Source organism: Stenotrophomonas sp. Marseille-Q5258 (assembly GCF_946900935.1).
Taxonomy (GTDB): domain Bacteria; phylum Pseudomonadota; class Gammaproteobacteria; order Xanthomonadales; family Xanthomonadaceae; genus Stenotrophomonas; species Stenotrophomonas nematodicola.
In genome coordinates this window covers 36103-62041 of the sequence record NZ_CAMPPN010000008.1, presented here as the reverse complement: position 1 = coordinate 62041, position 25939 = coordinate 36103, and the positions used below count along the sequence as shown (strand labels likewise).

Annotated in this window: 15 protein-coding genes; 14 read left to right on the top strand and 1 reads right to left on the bottom strand. The window is 70.1% G+C overall.

Annotated elements, in window-relative coordinates; all coding sequences use genetic code 11:
* Positions 1 to 18: 18 nt before the first annotated feature.
* Positions 19 to 798: a thioredoxin fold domain-containing protein gene (locus tag OC534_RS06225; protein WP_017356283.1), complete on the top strand. Its 780-nt coding sequence runs from the start codon at positions 19 to 21 to the stop codon at positions 796 to 798.
* A 69-nt stretch (positions 799 to 867) separates the two neighbouring features.
* On the opposite strand, the gene OC534_RS06220 is transcribed toward OC534_RS06225, so the two are convergent.
* Positions 868 to 2973 (bottom strand): glycosyl hydrolase family 18 protein, encoded by a 2106-nt coding sequence (locus tag OC534_RS06220; protein WP_262071571.1) that lies wholly within the window; start codon positions 2971 to 2973, stop codon positions 868 to 870.
* 289 nt (positions 2974 to 3262) lie between these two features.
* Here OC534_RS06220 and purL point away from each other — a divergent pair, with 289 nt between their 5' ends.
* From purL to OC534_RS06155, 13 genes are all read left to right on the top strand, one after another.
* Positions 3263 to 7192, top strand: coding sequence for a phosphoribosylformylglycinamidine synthase (gene purL / locus OC534_RS06215; protein ID WP_037591298.1), 3930 nt, complete (start codon positions 3263 to 3265; stop codon positions 7190 to 7192).
* A 447-nt stretch (positions 7193 to 7639) separates the two neighbouring features.
* Positions 7640 to 15217, top strand: coding sequence for an ESPR-type extended signal peptide-containing protein (locus OC534_RS06210; protein WP_136003615.1), 7578 nt, complete (start codon positions 7640 to 7642; stop codon positions 15215 to 15217).
* 158 nt (positions 15218 to 15375) lie between these two features.
* Complete coding sequence (locus OC534_RS06205) at positions 15376 to 17235, top strand: S8 family peptidase (protein WP_026070909.1); 1860 nt, start codon at positions 15376 to 15378, stop codon at positions 17233 to 17235.
* A gap of 123 nt (positions 17236 to 17358) precedes the next feature.
* Entirely contained in the window at positions 17359 to 19086 is a 1728-nt protein-coding gene (gene gspE, locus OC534_RS06200) for a type II secretion system ATPase GspE (RefSeq protein WP_136003618.1), read from the top strand.
* Positions 19087 to 19123: 37 nt separating this feature from the next.
* A complete protein-coding gene (locus OC534_RS06195; protein ID WP_262071570.1) occupies positions 19124 to 20344 on the top strand; it encodes a type II secretion system F family protein in 1221 nt (406 codons plus the stop codon).
* A 47-nt stretch (positions 20345 to 20391) separates the two neighbouring features.
* Positions 20392 to 20820 (top strand): type II secretion system major pseudopilin GspG, encoded by a 429-nt coding sequence (gene gspG / locus OC534_RS06190; RefSeq protein ID WP_017357535.1) that lies wholly within the window; start codon positions 20392 to 20394, stop codon positions 20818 to 20820.
* On the top strand, positions 20820 to 21320 hold the full coding sequence (locus OC534_RS06185; RefSeq protein ID WP_262071569.1) for a GspH/FimT family pseudopilin: 501 nt from the start codon (positions 20820 to 20822) through the stop codon (positions 21318 to 21320). Before gspG ends, OC534_RS06185 begins: the two co-directional genes overlap by 1 nt.
* On the top strand, positions 21317 to 21745 hold the full coding sequence (locus OC534_RS06180; protein ID WP_017357533.1) for a prepilin-type N-terminal cleavage/methylation domain-containing protein: 429 nt from the start codon (positions 21317 to 21319) through the stop codon (positions 21743 to 21745). The genes OC534_RS06185 and OC534_RS06180 overlap by 4 nt, the downstream gene beginning before the upstream one ends.
* Positions 21742 to 22383, top strand: coding sequence for a prepilin-type N-terminal cleavage/methylation domain-containing protein (locus OC534_RS06175; RefSeq protein WP_136003622.1), 642 nt, complete (start codon positions 21742 to 21744; stop codon positions 22381 to 22383). Before OC534_RS06180 ends, OC534_RS06175 begins: the two co-directional genes overlap by 4 nt.
* Entirely contained in the window at positions 22380 to 23246 is an 867-nt protein-coding gene (locus OC534_RS06170) for a type II secretion system protein GspK (RefSeq protein ID WP_017357531.1), read from the top strand. The genes OC534_RS06175 and OC534_RS06170 overlap by 4 nt, the downstream gene beginning before the upstream one ends.
* Positions 23243 to 24403, top strand: a complete 1161-nt coding sequence (locus tag OC534_RS06165; protein ID WP_262071568.1) for a PilN domain-containing protein — start codon at positions 23243 to 23245, stop codon at positions 24401 to 24403. Before OC534_RS06170 ends, OC534_RS06165 begins: the two co-directional genes overlap by 4 nt.
* Complete coding sequence (gene gspM / locus OC534_RS06160) at positions 24378 to 25136, top strand: type II secretion system protein GspM (RefSeq protein ID WP_136003626.1); 759 nt, start codon at positions 24378 to 24380, stop codon at positions 25134 to 25136. Before OC534_RS06165 ends, gspM begins: the two co-directional genes overlap by 26 nt.
* The gene (locus OC534_RS06155; protein ID WP_262071567.1) at positions 25126 to 25932 is read left to right on the top strand and encodes a general secretion pathway protein GspN; all 807 of its coding nucleotides are present in this window, start codon (positions 25126 to 25128) and stop codon (positions 25930 to 25932) included. Before gspM ends, OC534_RS06155 begins: the two co-directional genes overlap by 11 nt.
* Positions 25933 to 25939 lie beyond the last annotated feature (7 nt).

The window sequence follows — 25939 nt, the reverse complement described above, 5'->3', positions numbered from 1 at the left end:
TTCCTACCGGATCGCGCCATGCTCCGAGTTGCCATTGCCGCCCTGTTCGGCGCGCTCAGCCTGACTGCCTGCGCGCAGCAGCCCTCCGCGCCGGCTGCCAAGCCCGCCGCGTCTGCCCCGGTGGCCGGCGGCAGCGCCGAGCAGCGCGTACGCACCGCCCTGCAGCAGCTGGACCCCAAGTTTGCCCCGGACTTCATCGGCGCTGCACCGTTCGCCGGGTTCCGGGAAGTGCTGGTGGCCGGCCAGGTGCTGTACGTCTCCGATGACGGTCGCTACCTCATGCAGTCCCAGCCCTACGACATCCAGAACAAGGCGCCGGCCAGCAGCCCCGGCCTGCTCGCATACCGTCGCGGTCTGCTGGACAAGGTGCCGCAGGGCGAGCGCATCGTGTTCGCCGCGCCCAACGCCAAGTACACCGTCAGCGTGTTCACCGATATCGAATGCGGGTACTGCCGCAAGCTTCACCAGGATATCGCCGAGCTCAACCGCAACGGCATCACCGTCGAATACCTCGCCTTCCCGCGCATGGGCCTGGGCAGCCAGGATTACACCGACATGATCTCGGTGTGGTGCGCAGCCGACCGCAAGCAGGCGTTGACTGCCGCCAAGACCGGCAAGCCGGTGCCGGCCAGGAGCTGCACCAACCCGGTGGCCATGCAGTACACGCTCGGCCAGCAGATCGGCGTCAATGGCACCCCGGCGATCTTTGCCGCCGATGGCACCCAGCTCGGCGGCTATGTGCCCCCGGCGCAGCTCAAGGCCGCGCTGGAACGCATCTCGGCCGGCGGCAGCCGCTGAAACAACAACGCCCCGGCATGACCGGGGCGTTGCCGTTGCGGGGCCGGCCGAGGGTCGGCCGGCGACCGGTCAGTTCAGGCCGTCGCTGATCGCCTTGGTCAGCGTGCCCTGCGCGTCATCGCCGCTGAACTCCCAGAAGAACGCGCCGCCCAGGCCCTGGGCCTTCACGTAGCCCATCTTCTCGGTGACCATCGCCGGGGTGTCCACGCTCCAGAACGTGGTGCCGTTGGAGATCCACGTGGCCTTGGCCGTGGTGTCGGTATAGACCGGCCAGGCAAGGTTCTTGAGCACCTTCCAGTCTTCGATCCCGGCTTCGTACGTGCCCGGTGCCGCGCCGCTGGCGCTGCGGTACAGGCCGTTGTTGCCGCTGGCCACGCCGGTCCAGCCGCGCCCGTAGTAGCCGATGCCCAGGTTCAGCTTGCTGGCCGGTACGCCGCGGCTGATGAAGGCCTCCATCGCATCGTTGCTGTTGTAGAACTTCTGGTCGCCCGTGGAGGGGTCGGCCGGCGAGTCGAACAGCGCCGAGTGATGGTTGGTCTGCGGGTCCCATGCGCCGTGGAAGTCGTAGGTCATCACGTTGATGAAGTCCAGGTACGGGTGGAACGCGGCCGGATCGGTCACCCGGATCTTGTCGATACCCGCGCCCACCGCCACGGTCAGCAGCAGCCCCGGCCGCACCGCGTCGAGCTGACGGCGGAACTCGGCCAGCAGCGCCGTGTAGTTGGCGTTGTCGGCCGGCGTGCCGCAGCTCAGCCCGCAGGCCACCGGGTACTCCCAGTCGATGTCGATGCCATCGAACACACCGGCGGCCGCGCCCACCCCACCGGCACCGTCGGTGACCGGCAGGTTGCCCTTGATGTAGGCATCGATGCACGAGGCCACGAAGGCCTGGCGGTTGGCCGGCTGCGCCGCGCTGGAGAAGCCGCGCGACCAGGTCCAGCCACCGAGCGAGATCAGCACCTTCACGTTCGGGTGCTTGGCCTTGAGCTGCTTGAGCTGGTTCCAGTTGCCGCGCAGCGGCTGGTTCCACGTATCGGCGCTGCCGCTGACACTCTCGCCGGCGCCGAAGGCCTTGGTGTAGTCGGCGAAGGCATCGCCCCCCACGCCGGTGTTCGGATCGGAGGCCTGGGTGACGCCCACTTCGCAGCGGTTGTTGCGCACGTTGCCGAAGGCGTAGTTGATGTGCGTCAGCCTGGCCGCCGCACCGCTGGTGTCGATGTTCCTGACCCGGTAGTTGCGCCCGTAGATGCCCCACTGGGTGAAGTAGCCGATCACCCGCTTGGTGCCGCCGCCACCGCCGCCGGCCGCCGTGGTCACGCTGATCGATGCGCTCTGCGCCGAGGCGTTGCCGGCGTTGTCGCGTGCGCGGACCGTGTAGGTGTAGGCCGTGCTCGCCGTCAGGCCGCCGTCGGTGTACTGGGTGGCGCTGGGCGAACCCACCAGACCGCCGTTGCGGTACACGTCGTAGCCGGCCACGCCGCTGCCGCCGCTGTTGTCGGTGGCTGCGTTCCAGGTCAGGTTGACCGTGGTGGCCGTTTTCGATGGCGATGCCAGGCCGCCGGGCACGCTGGGCGGGGTGGTGTCGTTGCTGGCGGCGGTGACGGTCACGCTGACCGTGGTCGAGGAGGTGACCGCATTGGAGTTGTCGGTGGCCACGGCCTTGAGGGTGTGGCTGCCGGCCGCTGCATTGGTCCAGGTCACGCTGTACGGCGCGCTGGTGTCGATGCCCAGCGAGGTGCCGCCGCGGAAGAACTCGACCTTGCTGATGCTGCCGTCGCTGTCACTCGCATTGGCGCTGACGGTGATGCTGCTGCCGGCGCTGAAGCTGGCGCCATTGGCCGGCGAGGTCAGGCTGACGCTCGGCGGCTGGTTGCCGCCGCTGCCGTCGCAGGTGCCCAGGTTGGTGTAGTAGGGCGCGCCGGCCGGGTGATCCGGCGGGGCGTTCCAGATGTCCTGGTTGGCCCGGTACAGCACGCCGCCCTTCTGCAGGGTGGACCCGGCCAGGTAGATGGCGGCCGGGTTCCATTCCGGCACGCCGGTACAGCTGGCGGCCTGGGCCAGGGTCGGCGCCCCGGCGGCGGCGGCCAGGGCCAGCACCAGCAGCCAGCGGGCATGGCCATGTCGGGCCGGGGGAGATATCGATGTCACTGCACTGCGCACTATCGGGTCCTGCATGGGAATTCTCCGATCAGGTGGTGGGCGCATGGCGCCGGGTTGGCGCCATGCGTGCAGCAGTCCGGGGCCGGTGAGAGAGGCCGGCGACAGCAGTGGGGGCGGACGGGGCCCCGGCCGGAAGGCGCCCGGCCAGGTGGTGATAACGTTGTCATGCATTCGGCCGACAATCCGTGAACCAGTGCATGGTTCAGCCGTGAAGACGCAGGGGGCTGCTCCCCCGGCCGGGCGGGTTCCGGCGGTGGACTTGGGTACAATAGTGGGCCCCGTCTCCAACCACGGTTCCCCGGACATGATGGTCCTCGAGGGCGCATCCGCCCTTTCGCCGTTCCGCCGCGAACGTCTTGAATCCCGCCTGCAGTCCCTCGCCGCCTCCCTGCGCATCGCCGGTGCCTGGCATGTCTACTTCATCCAGACCGAGGGCGATGCCGCCCCGGACCCGGCGATCCTGAGCCGGATCCTGGAAGCCCAGCCGACGCTGGCCGGGCAGGAAGAGGGGGCCGTTACCCGCTTCGTCGTGCCACGCCTGGGGACGTTGTCGCCCTGGTCGAGCAAGGCCACCGAGCTGGTCCGCGGTGCCGGGCAGCCGATCCGCCGCGTCGAGCGCGGCCTGCGCATCGATCTGGTCGGCTGGCCGGCCGACGCGGCCACGGCCGAGGCGGTGGCGCGCGTGCTGCACGACCCGATGACCCAGTCGGTGCTGGACAGCGCCGATCAGGCCCAGGCGCTGTTCACCGCGCCCGCCCGGGGTGAGCTGGAGCGCATCGCGCTGGATGACCTGGAAGCGGCCAACCGCCGCCTCGGGCTGGCGATGGCCCAGGACGAGATCGACTACCTGCGCGAGCGCTTCGGTGCGCTTGGCCGCAGCCCGTCGGACGTGGAACTGATGATGTTCGCGCAGGCCAACTCGGAGCACTGCCGGCACAAGATCTTCAATGCCAGCTGGACCATCGACGGTGCCGACCAGCCCCACTCGCTGTTCCGCATGATCAAGAACACCCACCAGCAGACCCCGCAGCACACGTTGAGCGCGTACAGCGACAACGCCGCGGTGGTCGCCGGCTTCCCCGCCGCGCGCTACCGTCCGGACCCGGCCACGGGCGAGTACCGCAGCGAAGCGGTGGTCGATTCGGCGTTCTGCATCAAGGTGGAAACGCACAACCACCCGACCGCGATCGCGCCCTTCCCGGGCGCGTCCACCGGCGCCGGCGGCGAAATCCGCGACGAGGGCGCCACCGGCCGCGGCGGCAAGCCCAAGGCCGGCCTGACCGGCTTCTCGGTCTCGCACCTGCGCATCCCGACCCTGCCGCAACCGTGGGAAGCGCCGCGCGCGCTGAACCCGCGCATGGCCCCGGCGCTGGACATCATGCTGGACGGCCCGCTCGGCGGCGCCGCGTTCAACAACGAGTTCGGCCGTCCCAACCTGCTTGGCTACTTCCGCAGCTTCGAGCTGCCCGAAGGCGAGGGCCTGACCCGCGCCTACGACAAGCCGATCATGCTGGCAGGTGGCCTCGGTGCCATCGACCAGGTCCAGGTCGAAAAGCTCAGGCTGCAGCCGGGCGACGCGGTGATCGTGCTCGGCGGTCCGGCGATGCTGATCGGCCTGGGCGGTGGTGCCGCCAGTTCGGTGGCCTCGGGCGAAAGTGCCGAAGACCTCGACTTCGCCAGCGTGCAGCGCGACAACCCGGAAATGGAACGCCGCTGCCAGGAAGTGATCGACCGCTGCGTCGCGCTGGGCCTGGACAATCCGATCCGCTGGTTCCATGACGTCGGCGCCGGTGGTCTCTCCAACGCGATTCCCGAACTGCTGCACGACTCGGGCGTGGGCGGCGTGATCGATCTGGGCAAGGTGCCCACCGACGACCCGTCGCTGTCGCCGATGCAGCTGTGGTGCAACGAATCGCAGGAGCGCTACGTGCTTGGCGTGCCGCAGGCGCGCCTGGCCGAGTTCGCCGCGCTGTGCGCGCGTGAGCGCTGCCCGTTCGCCGCCGTTGGCGTGGCGACCGCCGAAGAACGCCTGGTGGTGGCCTACGGCGCGACCGTGGACAACATCCCGGCCGACGCGCCGATCGACCTGCCGATGGACGTGCTGTTCGGCAAGGCGCCGAAGATGCACCGCGATACCGTTCACCCGGCGCCGCCGCGCTGGCCGGCGCTGAAGACCGCCGGGCTGGACCTGCATGACGCCGGCCTGCGCGTACTCGCGCATCCGTCGGTGGCGTCCAAGAACTTCCTGGTCACCATCGGCGACCGCAGCGTTGGCGGCCTGACCGCGCGCGAGCAGATGATCGGTCCGTGGCAGCTGCCGCTGGCCAACGTCGCCATCACCCTGGCCGGGTTCGACACCGTGGCCGGCGAAGCGATGGCGATCGGTGAGCGCACCCCGCTGGCGCTGCTGGACGCGGCCGCGTCGGCACGCATGGCGGTGGGCGAAGCCATCACCAACCTGTGCGCCGCTCCGGTGGACGCGCTGGAGACGGTGAAGCTGTCGGCCAACTGGATGGCTGCGGCCGGCCACAACGGCGAAGACGCGCTGCTGTACGACGCCGTGCGTGCGGTGGGCATGGAGCTGTGCCCGCAGCTGGACCTGAGCATTCCGGTCGGCAAGGACTCGCTGTCCATGCAGGCGCAGTGGCACGACGCCGGTACCGCGCACAAGTCGGTCTCGCCGGTTTCGCTGGTGATCTCCGCGTTCGCGCCGGTGGCCGACGCCACCACCCAGCTGACCCCGCTGCTGGACCGCGATGCCGACAGCGAGCTGTGGCTGATCGGCCTGGGCGCCGGCAAACAGCGTCTGGGCGGGTCGATCCTGGCCCAGGTGCATGCCGACCACAGCGCGCTGCCCGCGTTCGCCGGTGCCGTACCGGACCTGGACGATCCGCAGCGCCTGCGTGCGTTCTTCGAGCTGATCCGTGACGCGCGCCAGGCCGGCCTGCTGCTGGCCTACCACGACCGCAGCGATGGCGGCGCGTTCGCCGCGCTGTGCGAAATGGCCTTTGCTTCGCGTCTGGGCATGGACATCACCCTGGATGCCTGGGGCGATGATCCGTTCCGCAGCCTGTTCAACGAAGAACTCGGTGCGGTGGTGCAGATCGCCAAGGAAGACCGCGCCGCGTTCGCCGATCTGGTCGAGCGCCATGCGCTGACCGAATGCGCGCAGCGCATCGCACGGCCGACCACCGCGCCGGTGGTGCGGGTGTCGCTGCAGGGCGAAAGCCTGGTCGAGTGGCGCTGGGAAGCACTGTTCGATGCCTGGTGGTCGGTGACCCACGCCATGCAGAAGCTGCGCGACAACCCGGACAACGCCGACCAGGAGCGTGCGGTCGCGCGCAGCTTCACCGCGCCGGGCCTGAAGCCGAAGCTGACCTTCGACCTCAACGAGGATGTGGCGTCGCCGTACCGGGATGCACCCGTGTCGCGGGCGCAGGAGGGGCAGGAGCGGCGCATCAACATCGGCGCGCGCCCGCGCGTGGCGGTGCTGCGCGAGCAGGGCGTCAATGGCCAGATTGAAATGGCCAACGTCTTCGAACGTGCCGGTTTCCGCACCTTCGACGTACACATGAGCGACCTGATCGAAGGCCGCGTCGCTCTGTCGGACTTCACCGGGCTGGTTGCCTGTGGTGGCTTCAGCTACGGCGACGTGCTCGGTGCGGGCCGCGGCTGGGCCACCTCGGTGCTGGAGCGCACGGCGCTTCGTGATGCGTTCGCGGCGTTCTTCGCGCGTCAGGACAGCTTCGCGCTGGGTGTGTGCAACGGTTGCCAGATGATGAGCCAGCTCAAGGACATCATCCCGGGTGCCGAGCATTGGCCGCAGTTCCGCCGCAACCGCAGTGAGCAGTTCGAAGCGCGCACCGCCCTGCTGGAAGTGGTGGAATCGCCCTCGATCCTGCTGCGTGGCATGGCCGGCTCGCGCCTGCCGGTGGCCGTGGCGCATGGCGAAGGCCAGGCGGTGTTCGCCTCCGCCGTGGACCAGGCGGCCGCCCGCGTCGCGCTGCGTTACGTGGACGGCGATGGCAATGTGGCCAGCCAGTACCCGCTCAACCCGAACGGGTCGCCGGACGGCATCACCGGCCTGACCACCACCGACGGCCGCGTCACCATCATGATGCCGCACCCCGAGCGCACGCCGCGCGCGGTGAATCTGAGCTGGCATCCGGCCGAGTGGACCGGCGACTCGCCGTGGCTGCGGATGTTCCGCAACGCACGCGTATGGTGCGGATGATCAACCCTACTGTTGCGAATGGTTGCACTGTGAAAGTCGCATGAAGAAAGTCGCCGGTATCACCGGCGACTTTTTTTTGCGCCGCGATTTTCATCGCTGGCAATGAGTTACAGCGCGTTACATGGCCGAAATCCGTTTTCACGTGGTTTCACACTGTTATAACGAAATAACCGAGTATCGCGTCGAAAATGTGACGAAACACACGGTCATATGTTTTTCCACGTCAATGTCTTGACGGATTCGGCACGGTAAGTTAACACTGCATTCTCATTTCGACAGCGTTCAGTCAGCAGTAACCGCACGGAAAGCGAGCAACGCTGTACGTCTCTGCCTGCCGTTCGGCATAACGCAGTAAATCAAGCGAAAACGCCCCCAGGGGACGTTGGGCCACGCGGCCCGGCGTTGGCGTCGCTTTGCCTAAAACCAGCCTAATCAGGAGCCGTATCGATGAATCGGATTTATCGCAAGGTCTGGAACAAAGCACTGGGGCAGATGGTCGTCGCCTCGGAATTGGCCAGCAGCCAGTCCCCGGGGGGAGTCATCGATCAGCGCCGATCCACTGGCGGCCGCAACGCCACGTTGCTGTCGGCCGCCATCGCCTTGACGCTTGGCCTCGGCGCGGCTGTTGTCACGCCAACCGCCCGTGCGCAGTCGGTTGAAGTGGGGGGCAACGCGAACTGCGTGGTGCTCAACAGCAAGATCCTCGACAGCTGCGTGGTCGACGGCAGCGCCAGCGCCACCGGCACCAATGCGGTGGCCATCGGCAGCAGCAGCACCGCGTCGGCGGCCAACAGCGTGGCGCTGGGCGCCGGCTCGCGCGCCAACCGCGCCAACACGGTGTCGGTCGGCGATGCCGGCAAGGAGCGCCAGGTCACCAACGTCGCGGCCGGCACCGCCGCCACCGATGCGGTGAACAAGGCGCAGCTGGACAAGGTCGCGGTCGCCGCCGAAGGCGCGACCCGTTACTTCAAGGCCGATGGTGACGGCGACGACACCGATGCGGCCCGTATCGATGGCGAGGGTGCGCTGGCGGCCGGCGCCAGTGCCACTGCAGAAGGCGACGGAGCAACCGCGTTGGGGCGCGGCAGCCAGGCGCTGGCCAATGCGACTACGGCCGTGGGCAGTGACGCGATCGCCGCCGGCCTCGGTGGCAGCGCCTTCGGTCAGAACGCACTGGCCTTGGGCGATGCGAGCACCGCCGTGGGGCAGAGTGCGGTCGCTGTCGGCCTCGGCGATGTCGCGCTCGGCGCGTCGGCCGTCGCGGCCAGCGAAAACGGCGCGGCGACCGCCATCGGCGGCCTGGCCGAAGCCAGTGCCGATGGCGCGACCGCTGTCGGTGGTGGCGCGCTCGCCATCGGCCTGGGCAGCACCTCGCTTGGCCGCGGTGCCGGCAGCGGCGGCGAAGCCTCCGTGGCGGTCGGCGCGTTCAGCGTGGCCGTCGGCGATTTCAGCGCCACCCTCGGCGCCAACTCCGCCGCCGTTGCGGTCGGCAGCGTGGCGCTCGGTGCCGGCTCCTACGCCGACCGCGTGGACACGGTGTCGGTCGGCAATGCCGACAACGGCCTGCGCCGGCAGATCACCAATCTTGCCGAAGGCACCGAAGCCACCGATGCGGTGAACAAGGCCCAGCTGGATGAAGTGGGCGCGGTGGCCGCCACCACCGACAAGTACTTCCAGGCCAGTGGCAGCGCCGACAGCGATGCCGGTGCGTACGTCGATGGCGACAACGCCACGGCAATCGGCGAAGCATCCAATGCACTCGGCAACGGCGCCACCGCACTGGGCAGCGGCGCCACGGCCGTGGCGCAGAACGCCACGGCGGTCGGCTACAACGCCGTGGCCAGCGGCCAGAACAGCGCGGCCTTCGGCAACAACGCACAGGCCAACGGCCCGGGCAGCGTGGCCGTCGGCGGTGCAGCAGTGGATGCCGACGGCAATCCGCTGATCACCAATGGGGGCGTGCCGGTGGATACCGGCGCCACCAGCGCCGGCGTCGGTGGCACGGCCGTCGGTGCCAGCGCCGAAGCATCCGGGTTCGCAGCCTCGTCCTACGGTGTCGGCGCATACGCAGGCGGTGCGCAATCGTCGGCGTTCGGTGCGGTCGCCAATGCGACCGGTGACTATTCGACGGCGGTCGGCACGCAGAGCGTGGCCACCGGCGCGAGCAGTACCGCCATCGGCGGCCCGGCCGATCTGCTGCCGGGGCTGGGCTTCTTCGTGCAGACCCAGGCCAGCGGCGAAGCCGCCACGGCCGTCGGCGCCGGCGCCATCGCCAGCGGCGATTACGCGGTCGCCAACGGCACCCTGAGCGAAGCATCGGGCACCGAAGCGACGGCGGTCGGCTACTTTGCCTATGCACCGGGCGAGGGAGCCTCGGCGCTGGGCGCGGAAAGCTGGGCCAGCGGCGACCTGAGCACCGCCGTGGGCTTCTACAGCACCGCGCGCGGCGCCAACAGCGTGGCGCTGGGGGCAAACTCCACCGCCACCCGCGACAACACCGTTTCGGTGGGCGATGTCGGCAACGAGCGGCAGATCACCCACGTGGCCGCCGGTACCGAGGCGACCGACGCCGTCAACAAGGCGCAGCTCGATGGCGTGGCGCAGGTCGCCAACGTCACCGCCAACCGCTTCAAGGCCAACGCCTCCGACGGCAGTGACGTGGGTGCCTTCGCCGACGGCGATGGCGCGCTGGCCGCCGGCGAAGCGAGCAACGCGCTCGGTGCCGGTGCCGCTGCGCTGGGCAACGGCGCCAGCGCGGTGGGCGATGACACGGTGGCCGTCGGTCGCAACGTGGCCGCCAATGGCAACGGCAGCGTCGCCATCGGTGGGCTCGGGCAGGCGTACGACGCGTACAACCAGCCGCTGGTCGATGCCGACGGCAACGCGGTCCTGGTCGGCACCACGGCCGTCGCGGACGCGGTTGCGGTGGGAGCCGGTGCACAGGCCACCGGTGCACTGAGCAATGCCTTCGGCAGCGGCGCGCAGGCCACGGGCGACAACAGCCTGGCTGGCGGCTACAAAGCCCGCGCGACCGGCGACTACAGCGTCGCTCAGGGCGACAACGCCTTCGCCAGCGGTGAGGAATCCACCGCGACCGGCGCCTATGCGTGGGCAACGGCAGACGGCGCGACCGCCTTCGGTGCGAGTGCGTGGGCCACCGAAGCCAATGCCACGGCCGTGGGCCAGTCGGCCTGGGCCAGCGGCACCGGTTCCACCTCCATCGGCTACAACAGCTGGGCACGCGGCAGCAGTGCCACCGCGCTCGGGCGTGGTGCGTTCGGCTATGGCGACAACAGCGTCGCGGTCGGCTTCCAGGCGTTGGGCAACAGCATCAACAGCATTGCCATCGGCACCAACGTGGTGGCCGGCGGCGAGAGCGCGATCGGCATCGGTGCCGGCAGCGCGGCCAGTGCCAGCAATGCGGTCGCGCTCGGTGCCGGCTCGGTGGCCGATCGTGCGTACACGGTGTCGGTGGGCAGCGATGCACGCCAGCGCCAGATCACCCAGGTGGCCGCCGGTACCGAAGGCACCGACGCGGTCAATCTGGACCAGTTGAACGCGGCAACCGACCAGTTCCAGGCCAGCGGTGATGGCGTGGCGGTGGCCGGTGGTGAAGAGAGCGTGGCCGCCGGTGCCAACGCCGCCACCGATGGCGACTACGCCACGGCCGTGGGCTCCAGCAGCTACGCCGGCGCTGACGGCGCCTCCGCGCTGGGCAGTGGTGCGTTCGCATTGGCCAACAATGCCAGCGCGGTCGGCTTCAATGCGCTGGCCAGTGCGGCCAACGCGGTTGCGGTGGGTGCCAACGCGCAGGCCACCGGCGAGTACGCCACCGCCAGCGGTGCCGAAAGCGAAGCCTCCGGCGAGCAGAGCACCGCCACCGGCGCGGCCAGCATCGCCTCCGGTGCCGGCAGTCTCGCCGGCGGTGCGCTGTCCGAAGCGGCCGGTGAAGAATCGGTGGCGCTGGGCTACTTCAGCACCGCCAGTGGCGAGGGTGCCACTGCGGTCGGTGCGGAGAGCGTGGTCAGCGGTACGCTCGCAGCCGGCTACGGCTTCGCCTCCGAAGCCACCGCCAACTACGCCACCGCGATTGGTGGCTATGCCGTCGCCTCGGCCTTCAATGCCACCGCGCTCGGCAGCTTCGCGCAGGCCACCGGCTCCAACAGCGTGGCCGTGGGTGGCGATGCCGAAGCCTCCGGCGCCTACAGCACCGCCACCGGCCAGGGCAGCCTGGCCAGCGGCACCAACAGCGTGGCCGTCGGTGGCGCCCTGTTCGGTCTGCTGCCCACCGAGGCCTCCGGCAACTATTCCACTGCCGTCGGTGGTGGGGCGTGGTCGCCGGGTGTGAACAGCACGGCACTGGGCAATGCAGCCACCTCCAGCGGCGCCAACAGCGTTGCCCTCGGCGCCGACTCCATCGCCGACCGCGACGATACCGTGTCGGTCGGCAGCGCCGACGCGCAGCGCCAGATCACCAACGTGGCTGCCGGCACGCAGGACACCGATGCGGTCAACGTGGCGCAACTGAAGGAGGTGGCAGCGGTGGCCGAAACCACCAGCAAGTACTTCCAGGCCAGTGGCAGCGACGACAGCGATGCCGGTGCACTGGTCGACGGCGACAACGCGCTGGCGGCCGGCGAAGCGGCCAACGCCATCGGTGACGGCACCACCGCGCTCGGCAGCGGAGCCAATGCGCTGGCGGACAACGCCACCGCGATCGGTGTCGATGCTCTGGCCACCGGCGCAGGTGCCTCGGCCATCGGCAGCAATGCCCAGGCCACCGGCGAAAACAGCGTGGCGGTGGGTACCGGTGCCAGCGCCAGCGAGCTGGGTGCCAGTGCGATCGGCACTGCGGCACAGGCCTCCGGCGCCTACAGCACCGCCACCGGCGCCGAGTCGATCGCCAGCGGCCAGCAGGCCACCGCCACCGGCTTCCGCAGCAGCGCCAGCGATGCCGGCGCCACCGCCTACGGCAGCTACAGCGAAGCCAGCGGGCGTCTGTCGGCGGCGCTGGGCTACGGCGCCATCGCCTCCAGCAACCTGGCCACGGCGGTCGGCACCTCGGCGACCGCGTCCGGTGCCAGCGCGGTCGCGCTCGGCGAATCCAGCGAGGCTACCGGCGATGAAAGCGTGGCCATCGGCGGCTCGACCTTCTACGGTCTGCTGCCGGCACGCGCGTCGGGCACGGGGGCGGCGGCCTTTGGTGCCGGCGCATGGGCCACCGACGACTACGCCACCGCGATCGGCTGGAATGCATGGGCCGATGCGGCCAGCGCCACCGCGCTGGGTGAAAGCGCAGTGGCCAGTGGCGTCAACAGCGTCGCCCTGGGCGCCGGGTCGACCGCAGACCGCGACAATACCGTCTCGGTGGGCACGGCCACCGCGCAGCGTCAGATCACCAACGTGGCGGCGGGTACCGAAGGCACCGACGCGGTCAATCTGGACCAGTTGAATGCCGTGGCCGATGTGGCCGAGGAAACCAACCGGTACTTCAAGGCGTCGGGCAGCGGCAACGGCGATGATGTCGGCAGCTATGTCGACGGTGCCTACGCCACGGCGGCAGGTGAGGCGGCCAACGCCTTCGGCACCGGCGCATCGGCATACGGCAGCGGCGCGCTGGCGTCCGGCCGCAACGCGTCGGCCTCGGGCTTCAACGCGTCGGCCACGGCCGATTCGGCCACCGCGATCGGTGGTGCGCTGTACTACGAGGACGCCAACGGCAACGTGGTGCTCGACCAGGCCACCAGTGCCAGCGGTATCGGCGCCACCGCGCTGGGCGCCGGTGCACAGGCAGAGGGCGTGTTCAGCACCGCCACCGGTGCGGCCGCCACCTCGGCCGGGCTGCAGTCGGCCGCGTTCGGCTTCAGCGCCGAGGCGGGCAGCGACTACAGCACCGCCGTGGGCGCCTTCAGTGCCGCCACCGGCGTGCGTACCACCGCGCTCGGTTACGGTGCCGAGGCCAGCGGCGACTACGCTGCCGCGCTGGGCTGGGGCAGTGCCGCGTCGGGCAGCTATGCCAACGCGATCGGCTACGCGTCGCAGGCCAGCGGCGCCAACAGCCTGGCCGCCGGCGCCAACGCCTGGGCCACTGCCGCGCAGAGCACGGCGGTGGGTCAGCTGGCGTGGGCGACCTCGGCCGGTTCCACCGCATTGGGCCAGGACAGCTATGCCTACAGCGGCATCAACGCCACCGCGCTGGGCAAGAGCGCCTCGGCCAGCGGCGAAGGCAGCGTCGCGCTTGGCGCCGGTGCACGAACCAGCGAGGCCAACGTGGTCTCGGTCGGCGGCGGCAACGGCACCACCGGTCCGGCAACCCGCCGCATCACCAACGTGGGTGCGGGCGTCAACGCTACCGATGCGGTCAACAAGTCGCAGCTGGACAGCGTGGCCGCCACTGCCGATGCGGTAGGCAAGCACTTCCAGGCCAGCGGCAGCGGCGTCGCCACGGCGAGCGGCACCGACGCACTCGCCGCCGGTGCCGGTGCGACCGCCAGCGCGACCCGCAGCAGTGCGCTGGGTACCGCTGCGGTGGCGTCGGCCACCGGAGCCACCGCGATCGGCGCCGATGCATCCGCACGCGGCACCAACAGCACGGTGATCGGCCGCCAGGCCTCCACCAATGCGACCAACGGCGTGGCCATCGGCAACGGTGCCTTCGCCAGCAACGGTGCCAACAGCATCGCCATCGGCTCTGCGGCGGGCGTGTCCGGCGCCAACGCGGTCGCGCTGGGTGCCGGTTCGCGCGCGGTGGAAGCCAACGTGGTCTCGGTGGGCGGCGGCAACGGTACCGATGGTCCGGCCACGCGCCGGATCGTCAACGTCGGCGCCGGTCGCATCGCCGAGGGCAGCACCGATGCGGTTACCGGCGGGCAGCTCAACACCACCAACCAGCGCGTGGGCGCGGTGGAAACCCGCGTGGGCGATATCGACACCCGCATCGGCACGGTGGAGAACGTGGCGGCCAATGCGCTCACCTATGACGACAGCAGCCGCGACACGTTGACCCTGTCCGGTCTGCAGGGCACCACGCTGGAGAACGTGGGCAACGGCTCGATCGCGTCCGGCAGCCGCCAGGCGATCAACGGCGGCCAGCTGTTCCAGTCGTTGAGCGATGCTGCCAGCTTCCTCGGCGGCGGTGCCAGTGTGGGCATGCAGGGCGTGTTCGTGGCGCCCAACTACGTGATCCAGGGCGCCAGCTACGCCAACGTCGGCGATGCATTGGGTGCGCTCGACCGCAAGGTCACCGAGCTTGACCAGCGCATGGCCGGCAGTGGCGGCACGGCACGGGCACGCGGTGCCGGTGCCACGGTGGCCAGCGCCAGTCTGGCCACCGTGGAAACGGCCGTACCGCTGTCCAGTGATACGGCGCTGGCCGACGTGCAGGGCACGCCAACCGCCGCCAGCGTGGGCGGCAGCCAGGCTTACGTGGCACCGTCCGCCGCCGCCTCGTCTGCCGTGAACGCGGTGGCGATGGGCGAGGGCGCGGTTGCCAGCGGGGCCGCGTCCACCGCGATCGGTCAGGGGGCGTCGGCGACCGCAGCCAACTCGGTGGCGCTGGGCCAGGGCTCGGTCGCCGACCGCGCCGACACGGTCTCGGTTGGTGCCACCGGCAACGAACGCCAGGTCACCCATGTCGCGGCCGGTACGCAGGCCACCGACGCGGTCAACAAGGGCCAGCTCGACGGTGGCATCGCCAGCGCCAACAGCTACACCGACCAGCGTTTCACCACGATGGCCGACAGCTTTGACATCTACAAGGGCGAGATCGACCAGCGCCTCCGTCACCAGGATCGCCGCATCGACCGCCAGGGCGCGATGAGCGCGGCGATGCTCAACATGGCCACCAGTGCCGCCGGCGTACGCACGCAGAACCGCGTCGGTGTCGGCATCGGGTTCCAGGGCGGCGAATCGGCGCTGTCGCTGGGCTACCAGCGCGCCATCAGCGAGCGCGCCACGGTCACCCTGGGCGGTGCGTTCAGCAGCGATGACAGCTCGGTCGGCGTGGGTGCCGGCTTCGGCTGGTAAGCGCGTGAACGGGGCGGCACCGGCAGGGTGTCGCCCCGGGAAATGCAAGGCCTGAGGGGGCGGGTCACGGGAACCCTGGCCAGGGCCGGCCAGTGGTTGTCGCATGGAGTGTTGGCCTGAACAGTCGTTTGATCCATGACCTTGAAGAGGACTTCAACGTGATCAGTAAGCAGAACCTTCGCATCAACGTACTGGCAGCCGCGCTGCTGTCGATGTCGGTCGGCACCGGTGCCGCGTTTGCCGGCACCCTTCGCGCCGAAGAGCCGGTACGCGCGGCCACTGTCGCGCAGCAGGTCAGCGACGGCATCATCATCAAGTACCGCAGCGGCACCGCTGCTGCGTCCGACCGCTCGGCCAAGCTGCAGGTGGTGCATTCGGCGCTGTCGCGGGCGAGCCTCAACGGTGGCACCGTGCGCGCCAACGCGCTCAGCCCGCAGGTGGTGCGCACGCTCGGCGTGGGTGCCGACCTGATCCGCCTGCAGAGCCGGCTCGGCGGCGCCGAACTGCAGAAGGTACTGGCCGAACTGTCGGCCGATCCCTCGGTGCAGTACGCCGTGGCCGACGTGCTGATGCAGCGCGCCGACCTGCGCGCCAAGGCCGACGCCACCCCGCAACTGGTGCCCAACGACCAGTACTACCAGCAATACCAGTGGCATTTCCACAACGCCGTGGGCGGCATCAACGCACCGGCCGCCTGGGACGTGTCCCAGGGTGAGGGCGTGGTGGTGGCGGTGATCGATACCGGCATCGTGCCCAACCATGTGGACTTCACCGGCAATCTGCTGGAGGGCTACGACTTCATCAGCAACGCGGCGCGCTCGCGTCGCCCCACCAATGACCGCGTGCCCGGCGCCCTGGACTACGGCGACTGGGTGGAAAACGACAACGAGTGCTACCAGGGCTCGCTTGCCGATGACAGCTCCTGGCACGGCACGCACGTGGCCGGTACCGTGGCCGAAGCGACCAACAACGGCATCGGCATGGCCGGTGTCGCGTACAAGTCCAAGGTGCTGCCGGTACGCGTGCTCGGCAAGTGTGGTGGCAGCCTGTCGGATATCGCCGATGCGATCACCTGGGCGTCCGGCGGCACCGTGGCCGGCATTCCGGCCAACCCCAACCCGGCCGAAATCATCAATATGAGCCTGGGCGGCGGTGGCGCGTGCGATCCGGTCTACCAGGCCGCGATCAACGGTGCGGTGCAGCGCGGCACGGTGGTGATCGTGGCGGCAGGCAACGACGGCGGCCCGGTGGCCAACGCACGTCCGGCCAACTGCAACAACGTGGTGGCCGTCGGTGCCACCCGCATCACCGGTGGCATCACCTACTACTCCAATTACGGCCCGGCAGTGGATCTGTCCGCACCGGGTGGCGGCGGCAGCGTCGACGGCAACCCGGGCGGCTTCGTCTGGCAGGCCGTGTCCAGCAGCACCACCTCGCCGGATCTGGGCACCTCCACCTACGGTGGCAAGGGCGGCACCTCGATGTCCTCGCCGCACGTGGCCGCCGTGGCCGCGCTGGTGCAGAGCGCCTTGATCGCCAACAACCGCGACCCGCTGACCCCGGCGGCGATGGAGACCCTGCTCAAGGAGACGGCCCGTCCGTTCCCGGTCAGCATTCCGGCGTCCACCCCGATCGGCACCGGCATCCTCGATGCCAAGGCCGCGCTGGACAAGGCGCTGGAAGAGCCGTGCACCGAGGACTGCGGCCCGACCGCGACGCCGCTGACCAACAAGGTGGCGGTGGGCGGCCTGAGCGGCGCCGGTGGCAGCGAAGTGCTCTACAGCTTCGAGGCCCAGGCCGGCAAGGTGCTCAGCCTGCTGACCTACGGTGGCAGCGGCAACGTGTCGGTGTACGTCAGCCAGGGCAAGGAACCGACCGCGACGGCCTACGACGCCAAGTCGACCCGTCCGGGCAACAGTGAAACCGTGCGCTTCACCGCGCCGGTGGCGGGCACGTACTACATCAAGCTGGTCGGCGAGTCCGCGTTCAGCGGCGTGAGCATCGTCGCCAACCAGTAAGCGTATGGCCCTGCTGCGGGAGTCCGTCTTGTGACGGGCTCCCGCTTTTGCATTCCGCACCGGGGAATCCCGCGTAGGATCGCGACGAACTGCTAAAGTCGCAGGGGTTGCCAGGAGAGCTTCGTGAACGCGGTTGCCCACGATCCCACTGCCGAATCCGCAGCGGAAACACGACTAGTCGACGTATTGCTGCAGAAGGGGCGCCTGAAGGAAGGCGACCTCGCGCGCGCGCGTCCGTTGCACCGTGAATCCGGCGGCAGCCTGCTGCAGCTGCTGGTGCGGCTGGGCCTGGTGTCCGAGCGCGACCATGCCCAGACCAGCAGCGAGGTGCTGGGGCTGCCGTTGCTGGATGCCAAGGCGGTTCCGGAAAGCCCGCCCGAGGCCCTGCTCGAAACGCTGCCGCTGTCGCTGCGTTTTCTCAAACAGTTTCACGTCTGCCCGCTGGCGCTGCAGGACGGCGTGCTCGACCTGTGGGTCTCCGACCCGCAGGACCCGTACGCCGCCGAGGCGGTGCAGCTGGCCACCTCGGTTCCGGTGCGCCTGCACGTGGGGCTGCGCTCGGAGATCGACGATCTGATCGAACGCTGGTTCGGCCAGGGCCGCAGCGCGATGGGCGCGATCATCGAGACCGCTGACGGCGAAGGCGCTGCGGTGGACGACATCGAACATCTTCGCGACCTGGCCTCCGAAGCGCCGGTGATCCGCCTGGTGAACCTGGTGATCCAACGCGCGGTGGAACTGCGCGCTTCGGACATCCACATCGAACCGTTCGAGAACCGCCTGAAGGTGCGCTATCGCGTCGACGGTGTGCTGATCGACGGCGAAAGTCCGCCGGCCAATCTGACCGCGGCGGTGATCAGCCGCGTCAAAATCATGGCCCGGTTGAACATTGCCGAACGCCGCCTGCCGCAGGACGGCCGCATCATGCTGCGCGTGCAGGGCAAAGAGCTGGACCTGCGCGTGAGCACGGTCCCCACCGCGCACGGCGAGAGTGTGGTGATGCGCCTGCTCGACCGGGACACGGTGGTGTTCGACTTCCAGCGCCTCGGCTTCACCGACGCCTTCCTGCCGCAGTTCCGCCGGGTGCTGGAACAGCCGCATGGCATCCTGCTGGTTACCGGCCCGACCGGATCGGGAAAGACCACCACGCTGTACACCGCGCTGAGCCAGCTGAACACCGCCGACGTCAAGATCATCACCGTCGAAGACCCGGTGGAATACCAGATCGAAGGCATCAACCAGATCCAGGCCAAGCCGCAGATCGGGTTGGATTTCGCCAACGCCCTGCGCAGCATCGTGCGCCAGGATCCGGACATCATCATGATCGGCGAAATGCGCGATCTGGAAACGGCGCGCATCGCCATCCAGTCCGCGCTCACCGGCCACCTGGTGCTGTCCACGCTGCATACCAACAACGCCGCCGGTGGCATCACCCGCCTGCTCGACATGGGCGTGGAGGATTATCTGCTGACGTCCACCATCAACGGCATCCTCGCCCAGCGCCTGGTGCGCCGCCTGGAGCCGTCGCATGCGCTGCGCTATCCGGCCTCGCCGGAGGAGATCGAGAAGTTCGGCCTGCGCCGCCTGCAGCCGCAGGGCGAGATCTTCCTGTACCGCGCGCAGCCGTCGGCGGCAGCGCCCACCGGTTACCTGGGGCGCACCACGATCATGGAGTTCCTGGTGATGAACGACGAACTGCGGCGTGCGGTGATGCGGCGTGCCGGCATGGGCGAGATCGAGCAGATCGCACGCGCCGCCGGCATGCGCACCATGTATGAAGATGGCCTGTCCAAGGCGCTGCAGGGCCACACCACCCTTGAGGAAGTGCTGCGCGTGACGGAGGAATCCTGATGCGCCGCGCGTGCCGGCAGCGGAGCGGCGGCTGAGCATGCCCCAGTACCGCTACAAGGCGCTCAACGCCCACGGTGAGCTGTTCGACGGGCAGATGGAGGCCGCCAGCCAAGCCGAGGTCGCCGCGCGGCTGCAGGACCAGGGCCACGTGCCGATGGAAGCGCGGCTGGCCAGCGACGGCGTGGCCAGCGCATCGTCGTGGGCCACGCTGCTGCGGCGCAAACCGTTCGACGGCGCCGCGCTGGTGCAGTTCACCCAGCAGCTGGCCACGCTGCTCGGCGCGGGCCAGCCGCTGGATCGCGCGCTGACCATCCTGCTGGAGCTGCCCGAGGACGAGCGCAGCCGCCGGGTGATCACCGAGATCCGCGACATCGTGCGTGGGGGCGCCGCGCTGTCCACCGCACTGGAACGCCAGCACGGCCTGTTCTCGCGGCTGTACATCAACATGGTGCGCGCCGGTGAGGCCGGCGGCAGCCTGCACGACACCCTGCAGCGCCTGTCGGACTACCTCGAACGCAGCGCCGAGCTGAAAGGCCGGGTGATCAACGCGCTGATCTATCCGGCGATCCTGCTGGCCGTGGTCGGCGGCGCGCTGCTGTTCCTGCTCGGTTATGTGGTGCCGCAGTTTGCCACCATGTACGAAAGCCTGGACGTGGCCTTGCCCTGGTTCACCCAGTGGGTGCTGGCGGCCGGCACGGTGGTGCGTGAAGGCTGGATCGCAGTGATCGTGGTCCCGGCGCTGGTGGCGCTGGTGATCGAGCGCAAACTGCGCCAGCCGGCGTTCCGCCTGGCGCTGGATGGCTGGCTGCTGCAGCGCCGCGGCATCGGCGCGCTGGTGGCCAAGCTGGAAACCGCGCGGCTGGCACGCACCCTCGGCACGCTGCTGCGCAATGGTGTGCCGCTGCTGTCCGGCCTGGGCATCGCCCGCAACGTGCTGGGCAACCGCGCGCTGGCGGCCGACGTGGATGCGGCCAGCGACGAGGTCAAGAACGGCAACGGCCTGTCCGCCTCGCTGGCGCGCGGCAAGCGCTTCCCACGTCTGGCCCTGCAGATGATCCAGGTCGGCGAGGAATCCGGCGCGCTGGATACCATGCTGCTCAAGACCGCCGACACGTTCGAACAGGAAAGCGCACGCGCGATCGACCGCCTGCTGTCGGCGCTGGTACCGGTGATCACCCTGGTGCTGGCCTCGGTGGTCGGGCTGGTGATCGTGGCCGTGCTGGTGCCGCTGTACGACCTCACCAACGCCATCGGCTGAGCGCCGCCGGCCCATCCCCGACCGACCCGATCCAAGGAGCCCACTGCATGCAACGCCGCCTGATCCGCTTCTCCTCGCCGCGCAACCAGTCGGGCATGAGCCTGCTGGAAATCATCATCGTCATCGTGCTGATCGGCGCGGTGCTCACCCTGGTCGGCAGTCGCGTTCTCGGCGGCGCCGACCGCGGCAAGGCCAACATCGCCAAGGCCCAGGTGCAGACCGTGGCCGGCAAGATCGAGAACTACCAGCTGGATACCGGCAAGCTGCCGGCCAAGCTCGACGACCTTGTCACCCAGCCCGGCGGCAGCAGCGGCTGGCTCGGCCCGTACGCCAAGCCGGCCGATCTCAACGATCCGTGGGGCCACGCGCTGGAGTACCGCGTGCCCGGCGAAGGCCAGCCGTTCGAGCTGATCAGCCTCGGCAAGGACGGCAAGGTCGGCGGCAGCAGCTACGACGCGGACATCCGTTACGAGTGATGGAGGCGGCCGCCCCGCGCCCGCCGCGCCACCACCGCGCTGCCCCGCGGACGGGCGCGCGTGGCCTGTCGCTGCTGGAAATGCTGCTGGTGGTGGCCCTGATCGCGGTAATCGGGCTGATCACCGCCAGTGGCATGCGGGGGGGCATCGACGGCATGCGGCTGCGCAACGCCGGCAAGGAAATGGCCAACCAGCTGCGCTACACCCGGACCCAGGCGATCGCCACCGGTGAGCAGCAGCGCTTCGTGGTGGACCCGAAGGCGCGTACCTGGACCGCCGCCAATGGCCGCCACGGCACCCTGCCGGCGACGCTGGAGGTCCAGGTCAGTGCGGCGCGCGAAGTCGCCCCCGGGCCCGGCCAGGCCGCCATCGCGTTCTATCCCGATGGCGGCGCCAGCGGGGGACGGATCGCATTGAGCGCGCGCGATGCGGTGTGGGACATCCAGGTGGGCTGGATCACCGGCGAGGTGCGCTCGGGCATGCGGCGGGACCGCCCATGAAGCGCCAGCGCGGCTATTCGCTGCTGGAAGTGATCGTCGCGTTCGCGCTGCTGGCGCTGGCGTTGACCCTGCTGCTGGGCAGCCTGTCCGGCGCGTCGCGACAGGTCGGCCAGTCCGATCTGCGGACCCGCGCGGTACTGCATGCGCAGTCGCTGCTCGAGGCCACCGGCATCGACGCGCCGCTGCAACCGGGGCAGACCCGCGGTGAGTGGGAGGACGGCCGCTACCGCTGGCAACTGCAGGTGGAGCCGTTCGTGGACGCGCGTGGCGATACCGCGCCGTCGGTCATCGACCCCGCTGCGCCGCGCCTGGCCCGGATCACCCTGCAGGTGCGCTGGGGCGACGGTGGCGGCGAGACGCTGCAGTGGCGCAGTCTGCGCCTGCTGCCGCCGGCAACGGCCGCAGTGCCGGGGGCACCCCGATGAGGCCGCTGGCGGTTCACACCCGCGCAGGGTTCACCCTGATCGAAGTGCTGCTGGCCACCGCACTGCTGGTGGGCGGGCTGGCCCTGGCGTTCGCTACGATCCGCTCGGCGATGGCGATCAGCCAACGGGGCGAAGCGGTGGCCGCGCACAACGAGCGCATGCGGGCGGTCGAAGGGTTCCTGCGGCGCCGCCTGGCAATGGCCACGCGCACCGCCACCACGCCGCCGGACCCGACCCGCGAGCCGGTCTACTTCGCCGGTGACGCGCAGCACATGCTGTTCGTGTCCGAACTGCCGGGCTATCTCGGCCGGGGCGGGCCGTATGTGCACGAACTCGCGCTGCGCCCCGATGGCCGCAGTCAGCGGCTGGACCTGACGCTCACCCTGGTGCAGAACGGCGAGCGCATCGAGGAAACCCCGCCGCGCGCCCCCGAACTGCTCGTCGATGGCCTGCGGGGCGTGCACTTCCGCTATCGCGGCATCGACCCGCGCACCGGCGACGTCGGCGCCTGGCAGGACCGGTGGGACGATACCCGGCGCCTGCCGCTGCTGGTGTCCATCGATGTGCAGCCGGCACAGGGGCCGGCCTGGCCCACGCTGGTGGTGGCGTTGTCGCAGCAGCAGGCCGCGCGCCCATGACGCGGCGCATGCGGGGGGCCGCGCTGGTACTGGTGCTGTGGCTGATCGCGCTGCTGACGGCCGTGGTGGGCGCGTACGCGCTTACCGCCCGGGTGGAGCATCTTCAGCAACGCGTGGTCGGCGATGACGCAATCGGCCAGGAGCATGCGCGGGCGGGCCTGGAATACGCGCTGCACCGCCTGCAGCCCACCGCCACGCAGCCGGCGTGGGTACCCGATGGCCGGCGCTACCGGTGGCAGTTCGACGAACGCCGTATCGACCTGCGTATCGTCGATGAGAACGGCAAGATCAATCTCAACCTTGCCGATGCGGCGTTGTTGTCCGGCTTCCTGCGCGCGCTGGGTGAACCGCCGCCACGTGCCCAGCAGTTGGCCGGGGCGATCCTGGACTGGCGCGACGCCGACAACCTCAAGCAACCCGGCGGCGGCGCCGAAACGGCGGACTACCGGGCAGCCGGGCTGCCGTATGGCGCGCGCAATGCGCGCTTTGACAGCCTGGGCGAACTGCAGCGGGTGCTCGGCATGGATGCGGCGCTGTATGCGCGCATGGAGCCGATGCTGACGCTGTACAGCCGCCAGTCGCGGCCGGACCCTCGCTTCGCCGCCGGTCCGGTACTGAGCGCGCTGGGGCTGGATGCCGAGCGGCTGCTGGCCGAACGCGAGCGTGCGCAGGCGGCGGTCGAAGCCGGTGTTCCTGTCGCACCGCTTGCCAGCGGCGGCGGCACCTATAGTATCGAGAGCCGCGCCACGGACGCGCGGGGCCGTGTTTCGGTGTTGCGCGCCGTCGTGCGGATGGGGTCGGCGGGTACGCCGGGAAGGGTCTACACAGTGTTTCGCTGGGAACAGGGAATGGCAGCACGATGACGGCATGGCGTGACAGTCTGGTGCGGGCGCAGGGGCAGATGGCGCCGGGTGTGGGCCGTGGCCTGCGCTGGTGGCGGCGTTCGCTGCTGGCGTGGTTGCCGGCGCGCTGGCAGTGGGCGCTGGGCTGGTCGCGCTCGCGCCTGCTGCTATCCGCGCAGGCGGGGCAGGTGCGCCTGATGCAGGAAACCGGCGCGATGATCGGCCCGGTCGTGGACGTGCCGCTCTCGACGTCGCCCACTGCGCTGGACAGTCTCCTTGACGCACGCCTGCGTACCCTGCCGCGGCATTGGCTGCTGCCGGCCTCGGCGGTGCTGCGGCGGCCACTGCGGCTGCCGGCGGCCGCGGCCGAGCGGCTGCACGACGTGGTGCGTTTCGAGATCGACCGGCAGACGCCGTTCGATGCAAGCCAGGTCGCCTTCGACGTACGCGAGCTCGGCGTGCTCGACGACGGCCAGCTCCAGGTCGAACTGGTGGTGGTGCCGCTGCAGGCGCTGGCGCAGTGGGCGCAGCAGTACGGCGCGTGGTCGCAGGGGCTGGCCGGACTGGATGCGGTCGATGCAGCCGGCGTGCCGCTCGGCGTGAACCTGCTGCCGCCGGCACAGCGCCAGGCCACGCGCGATCCGATGCGGCGCTGGAACCTGCTGCTGGGCGCGGCCAGCGTGCTGCTGCTGGTACTTGCTGGCCTGCAGCTGCTGGACAACCGCCAGGCGGCGGCCGAGCGCCTGCGGGCGCAGGTCGATGCAGCGGCGCGCGACGCCCGCCAGGTGGCGGCCGAACGCGAGCAGCTGCAGTCGCTGGTGGACGGTGCGGCGTTCCTGGAACAACAGCGCGGGCGCCATGCCAGCAGCGTGGAAATCTGGAACGAGCTGACCCGGCTGCTGCCCGACGGAACCTATCTGGAGAAGCTGTCCATCGAAGGCAACACGCTGCAGTTGATCGGGCTCAGCCGTGAAGCCTCGCAGCTGGTGCCGCTGCTGCAGGTGTCGCCGTTGTGGCGCAAGGTCAACCTGACCGGTGTGCTGCAGGCCGACGGTGGCGCCGCCGGCCGCGACCGCTTCACGTTGACCGCCGAGCTGCAGCCACTGCCCGGCCAGGGCACCGCCTCCATCCCGTCAACGTCGGAGGGTGCCGATGGCGCAACCAACGACACGCCGTGACCGCTGGCTGGCGCTGGCACTGCTGATCGCGGTGATCGGCGTGGCCTACCTGCTGCTGGTGCACCCGTGGTTTACCCAGCCGCTGCGCGCCATCGATGCCGACATTGCCGGGCTGCAGGAGCGCCAGCAACGCGTGCAGGCCCAGCTGCAGCAGCGCACACAGGTGGCGCAGGGCCTGGCGCAGGCACGCGCGGCGCTGCAGGGACGCCCCGGTTTCCTGCGCGAGGCCACCGCCGAATCCGCCGCCGCCGCGCTCTCCACCCGCCTGCAGGATGCGGTTGCTTCGGCCAGCCCGGGCAATCGCAGCTGCACGATCAGCAACCGCTCGCCCCTGCCTGATACCACGCCGGATGCGCGCTTTGCACGGGTGGCGCTGCAGGTGCGGCTGCGCTGCGGCATACCGGAAATGGCGGCGGTGCTGCACACCCTGGAAACCGGCACGCCGCGTCTGTTCATCGACAATCTCAACCTGCTCGCGCAGCGCTTCCAGCAGTCGCCCAGCGAAACCGGGACGGGGCTGGACGTGTCGTTCGAGCTGGTGGGGTATCTGGACGACACCGCGACCGATGGCATCGCGCAGGCGCCCGTTGCGGCCGACGCCGCCGGTGCCGCGGCATCCGCCGCAGCGGTCGCCGCGCCGTCGATGGGGGATGCGATGGCCATGCCCGCCGCACCGATGGACGCGGACGGTGGCGACGCGGTGCCGGATGAGGAGGGCGCGCATGAAAATTGACGTGGCGCCCCTGCGCACCTGGTGGTTGGCTGCGGTACTGGCCTGGGCCGCGGCAATCTGGCTGGCGACCCTGTTCGGGCTGGGCGGTCGCCTGGGTCCGGCGCCGCCGCCCGGACGCGGCGCCGCCGCGCTGCCGGTCCTGCCGCCTGCGGCCCCCGAGCGCATGGCCACGGCCGCGAGCTACGCCGACATCGGCACGCGCCCGTTGTTTGCCGAAGACCGTACCCCCCGGCCCTACCTGCTGGGCGGCAGCGAACCGGGTGCGGCCAGCACGGTCAGTCTGACCGGCGTGCTGCTCACCGACAGTTTCGCGATGGCCATTCTCACCACCGACCAGCACCACTCGTTGCGCCTGCGCCTCAATGGCGATGCTGTCAACGGCTGGCAGCTGCTGGCGCTGGAGCCGCGTCGTGCCACTGTCGCCGGCCCCGGCGGCACCCAGGTACTGGAGCTGCCGGTGTTCAACGGGCAGGGCGGCGAGCCGCCCACCGTGCTCGGCAACCCCACGCCCGGTGGAGGCGTGCCGCCAGCTGGTCAGCCGATGCCCGCGCTTCCACCACCGGCGTCGGCGGCGGCCCAGGCCCGGCCGACCAATGGCCCGTCACCCGCCGCGGTGGCGCGGCCGGTCGCACCGGCACCCGCGCCGGCACCGGCGCAGAACGAAGGCCCCAGCGAAGAACAGATGAGTGCGATCCGCGAGCGCATCCAGGCGCGCCGCCAGCAACTGCAGCAACAGCAGCAACAACAACAGTCGTCGCAGCGACCGCCCGCGGGCGGCTCCGGCCAAAACCCTTAGAGTGAAA